General features: G+C 78.0%; 3 protein-coding genes and 1 pseudogene. 1 reads left to right on the top strand and 3 read right to left on the bottom strand.

Annotated features, from left to right (window positions below; all coding sequences use genetic code 11):
* Window positions 1–645, top strand: a 645-nt coding sequence (locus tag HCN56_RS23675; protein ID WP_245246942.1) for an RNA polymerase sigma factor, incomplete at its 5' end; no start/stop codon positions are given.
* 88 nt (window positions 646–733) lie between these two features.
* Here HCN56_RS23675 and HCN56_RS26760 read toward each other — a convergent pair.
* The 3 genes and pseudogenes from HCN56_RS26760 to HCN56_RS23660 form a co-directional block, all read right to left on the bottom strand.
* Window positions 734–1021 carry a DUF2087 domain-containing protein gene (locus HCN56_RS26760; RefSeq protein ID WP_312871405.1) on the bottom strand — a complete coding sequence of 96 codons (288 nt, stop codon included), beginning with the start codon at window positions 1019–1021 and terminating at the stop codon, window positions 734–736.
* Window positions 1022–1137: 116 nt separating this feature from the next.
* Window positions 1138–4464 carry an error-prone DNA polymerase gene (locus HCN56_RS23665; RefSeq protein ID WP_167974395.1) on the bottom strand — a complete coding sequence of 1109 codons (3327 nt, stop codon included), beginning with the start codon at window positions 4462–4464 and terminating at the stop codon, window positions 1138–1140.
* Window positions 4457–4837 (bottom strand): annotated as a pseudogene (locus tag HCN56_RS23660) (DNA polymerase Y family protein); the annotation flags it as partial. The pseudogene HCN56_RS23660 and the gene HCN56_RS23665, both read right to left, overlap by 8 nt.

The following is a 4837-nucleotide window of genomic DNA, read 5'->3' as shown; positions in this document are numbered from 1 at the left end:
CCCCGCGGGGAACCGGCTGCGGCTGCCGCGGGGCCGGTGGTGGCGGCGCCACGCGAGCACGAGGGCGAGGACGAGGCCGCTGCCGCCGAGGAGCAGGTCAGCGCCTTCCTCGCGGGTGACGAGGCGGCGGCCGCGGCGGTGTACCGGCGGTGGGGCGCGCTGGTGCTCGCCCTGGCCCGCCGGGCCCTGGGCGACGAGCGCGAGGCGGAGGACGTGGCGCAGCAGGTCTTCCTCGCCGCCTGGTCCGGCAGGCACCGCTACCGGGCGGACCGCGGCGTGCTGGCGGCGTGGCTGGTGGGCATCGCCCGGCATGTGATCGCGGACGCGCTGGCCGAGCGGGCGCGGCGCGCCGAGCTGGTGGCGGCGGCGGGTTCCCTGCCGGCCGCGGAACTCCCCCACGCGGGCGCCGTCCCGGGGCCGGAGCAGGCGCTGGACCGGATGCTCGTGGTGCGGGAGCTGCGCCGACTGCCCCCTGTGCAGCTGGAGGTGCTCGGCCTCGCCTTCTACCGGGACCTGACGCAGGTGGAGATCGCCGAGCGGACCGGACTGCCGCTGGGCACGGTGAAGAGCCACACCCGGCGGGGGCTGCGGACCCTGCGGGAGCTGCTGGAGCCGACCGCGCCGGAAGGGGCGGCCGGCGAGTGACGCAGCCGGGCGGTCGCCTGCCGGGCGGGCACGCGGACGGAAGCCGGACGGGGCCGGACGGTCCGGCCCGCCCACCGGGCTCCGGCCGTCAGCCGGCGTCGGCGGCCGGGCCCGCCGGGGGTTCGGCGCGCCGGTAGCTGCCGCCGTCGCGGGTCCGGGTCAGCCGCCCGGACTCGACCAGGTACCGCCGGAGCGCGGGGAAGTCCTCGTGGACCGCGCCCAGCGCCTCGTTGACCTCGGGTTCGGTGTAGGTGCGGTCCGGTTCGAACAGGGTCCGGGCGAGGTGGTCCAGCAGTTGCTCCCGCCGGGCGGCGCGCCGCGGGATCGCGACGAGACGGCCGCTGACGAAGAGCCGGGTGACGTCGGAGGCGGGCACCGGCGCGGGGCCGCGCTGCGGGGGCTGCGGGGGCTGCGGCGAGTCGGGCACGCCGCCGACCCTGCCGCGCCTGCGGGCGGACGGCAACCGGATATCGCCGCGCCCGTCGGCGCGGGTCATCCCCCGCCCCCGGCCCGCCCGGGGCGGGGCTCCCGTGCGACGGCGTGCGGGCCGACGCGGTGCGGCGGATCGGTCCGGGGGGAGGTGCGGCGGGTCGGGGTGTCCAGCCGCAGCGGTTCGATGCGGTGCGCGACGACGTTGACGGCGCCCCGGTCGCGCTCCACCGTGCCGTGGACGACCAGGCCGGGGTGGTCCAGCGCGACCCGCTGGTACCGCCGCCAGACGGGCGGGGAGACGATGACGTTGGTCATGCCGCTCTCGTCCTCGATGTTGAGGAAGCAGGTGCCCTTGGCGGTGGGCGGGCGCTGCCGGTGGGTGACGAGTCCGCCGAGCAGGACGGGGCTGCGGTCGGCGAGGACGCGGACCTCCGCGGCGGTCGCTGCGCCGCGCGCGGTCAGGTGGTCGCGCAGGTACTCCACCGGGTGGGGGCCGGCGGAGGCGCCGGTCGCCCACAGGTCGGCGTAGGTCCGCTCGGTGGCCGTCATCTCCGGCAGGTCGGGCGCGGGGGGCGGCGCGGTGGTCCCCGGCAGCGGGTCCTGCCCGCGGTGGGCGACGGCGCCGGCGTGCCAGATCGCCTCCCGGCGTCCGCTGCCGAGGCAGTCCAGGGCGCCGGCGGTCGCGAGGTTCTCCAGGACACGGGCGGGCAGCCGGGTGCGGGCCGCGAGGTCGTCCACCCCGCTGAACGGGCGGGCCGCCACGACGCGTTCGGCCTGCTCGGCGCCGAGTCCCCGGACGGTGGCCAGCCCGAGCCGGATCGCGGGCGGCCCGTCGGGCCCGCCGGGGGTACCGGGGCCGGACTCCAGGGTGGTGACGACGCCGGAGGCGTGGACGTCCACCCCGCGCACCTCCACTCCGCGCCGCCGCGCGTCGCCGACCAGGGTCAGCTGGGAGTAGAAGCCCATCGGCAGGTGCGACATGATCGCGGCGAGCAGCGCCCCGGGGTAGTGCCGCTTGATCCAGGCGCTGGCGTACACCAGGTGCGCCATGGACTGGGCGTGGGACTCGGGGAACCCGTAGTGGGAGAACGCCTCGATCATGCCGGTGATCTCCTCGGCGGCCGCCCGGTCGATGCCGCGGCGCGCCATCCCCGTCAGCAGGGCGCTCCGCAGCTCGGCGACCCGCTCGGCGGAGTGCTTGGCCGCCAGCGCCTTGCGCAGCCGGTCGGCCTGTCCGGCGGAGAACCCGGCGCAGTCGATCGCCAGCCGCATCGCCTGCTCCTGCCAGAGCGCGATGCCCAGGGAGCGGCGCAGTGCGGACTCGGCCAGCGGGTGGGGGTAGCGGACGGGCTCCGCGCCGGAGCGGCGCCGCAGGTAGGGGTGGACGGAGCCACCCTGGATGGGGCCGGGGCGGATCAGGGAGACGGCGACGACCAGGTCGTTGAAGTTCCTCGGCCGCAGCCGCGGCAGGGTGGACATCTGGGCCCGTGACTCGACCTGGAAGACGCCGACGGTGTCGGCGCGGCCGAGCATCTCGTAGACGGCGGGGTCCTCCGGCGGGATCGAGGCGAGGTCGAGCCGGCGGCCGTGGTGCCGGTCGATCAGGTCGCAGGCGGTGTGGAGCGCGGAGAGCATGCCGAGCCCCAGCAGGTCGATCTTGACCAGCCCGGCGGCCTCCACGTCGTCCTTGTCGCCCTGGAGGACGGACCGGCCCTCGGCGGTGGCCCACTCCACGGGCATGATCTCGCCGACCGGGCCGCGGGTGAGGACCATGCCGCCGGAGTGGACGCCCAGGTGGCGCGGCAGCCGGTGGAGTTCGGCGGCCAGGGCGCGGACGTCGCCGGGGACGGGTGCGTCGGCGGGCGGCGGCTCGTGGTGGTGGATGTGGCGGGTCATCTCCTCGATGCGGTCGGGCGGGTGGCCGAGCGCGCGGGCGGCGTCGCGGACGGCGAGCCGGGGGCGGTAGGTGATGACGTTGGCGACCTGTGCGGCGTGGGTGCGGCCGTAGCGGCGGTAGACGTACTGGATGACCTCCTCGCGGCGGGCGTGCTCGAAGTCGAGGTCGATGTCGGGCGGCCCGGCCTTCTCGGTGCTGAGGAAGCGGGCGAAGAGCAGCCCGTGCCGCACCGGGTCCACGGCGGTGATGCCCAGCACGAAGCAGATCACCGAGGAGGCGGCGGAGCCGCGCCCCTGGCACCAGATGCCGGCCTCGCGGGCGAAGCCGACGATGTCGTCCACGATGAGGAAGTAGCCGGACATCCGCAGTTCGGTGATGACCGCCAGTTCGTGGTCCAGCCGCTGCCAGGCCGCCCGGGCGGCGGGGTCGCCGCGGCGGCCGTACCGCTCGGTGCAGGCGGTCTCGGCGCGGTGGCGCAGCCAGGAGTCCTCGTCGTGGCCGGCCGGCGCGGGGAACCCGGGCAGTTCGGGGCGGAGCGCGGTGAGGTCCAGCGCGCAGGCGTCGCCCAGGGCGAGGGTGGCCTCCAGGACGCCGGGGCGGCGCGCCAGCGCCCGGTGCATCTCCCCCGGCGACCGCAGGTGGGCGGTGGGGGCGGACGGCAGGTGGCCGGCGGCGTCGTGCAGTTCCTGCCCCCGGCGGAGGGCGGCCAGTGCCTGCGCCAGCCGGGCGTGGCGGGGGGCGGCGTAGTGGACGGCGCCGGTGGCGACGACGGGCGTCCCGGCGCGGGCGGCCGCGCGGGCGACGGCGTCGTTGCGGATGCTGTCGCCGGGCATCCGGCGGTCCACCAGCTCGGCGTGGACGTGGTCCGCGCCGAAGACCTCGGCGAGCCGTGCCAGTTGCCGGGCGGGGTCGGGGGCGCCGGGGAGGTCGTCGGTGCCGAGCGGCGGGCAGCCGGTCAGCACCGCCCAGTGCCCGCCGCGTGCGGCGTCGGCGAGGGCGGCGAGGTCGTAGCGGGGCGCGCCCTTGGCGCCGGCGAGCTGCGCGGCGCTGATCGCGGCGGAGAGCCGCCGGAACCCCTCCAGGTCGCGGGCGAGGACGACGGGGGTGCCCAGCCCGGCCGCGCCGTCCGCGCCGGGGCCCCGGGCGGGGTCGTCGGTGTCGCGGGCGGGGTGGTGGGCGCCGGGGTCGAGGGTGAGTTCGGCGCCGTGAACGGTGGCGATGCCGGCGGCGGCCGCCGCCTCGGAGAGGCGCCGGGCGCCGTACAGCCCGTCCCGGTCGGTGACCGCCAGGGTGTCGATCCCCAGCCTCGCTGCTTCCAGGGCGAGTTCGGGTGGGGAGGAGGCGCCCTGGAGGAAGCTGAAGGAGGAGTGTGCGTGCAGTTCCGTCCAGCGGGCCTCGGAGTGGGGGCGGGGCGGTACGGGCAGCGCCACCACCGGCGCCCGGTCGGCGGGGCGGCGCGCCGGCGGGCGCCCGGAGCGGCGGTCAGCCATAGCCGGCCTCCGCCCACCACTGCCCGCGCTCCACCACCAGCAGCCAGGCGTGCCCGTCGGCGGTGACGACCTGGAGGCGCGCCATACGGCGTGCGTGGGCGCTGTCCCACCACTCCTCCAGCACCGGCCACGGGCCCGTCCAGCCGGTGACCCGGGCGGCGCGGTGCCCGGCGACGGCGAGTCGGGCCGGCGAATCGGAGACCTCCGCGCGGGCGGAGACCGCCACTTCCCGGCCGGCGGTGTCGGTGAGCCGTGCGGGCAGCGGCGCGGGATAGACCGTCGCGGGGTGCGGTGCGGGGAGCCGTCCGGGCCAGGGCCCGGCGGGCAGCCGGGGCGGGGCGGCGTCGCCGTAGGGGACGCGGCGCACCCGGTC

The sequence above is a fragment of the Streptomyces lonarensis genome (assembly GCF_012033735.1).
In the GTDB taxonomy this organism is placed as follows: Bacteria; Actinomycetota; Actinomycetes; order Streptomycetales; family Streptomycetaceae; genus Streptomyces; species Streptomyces lonarensis.
This window is presented reverse-complemented; position numbering and strand designations above follow the sequence as displayed.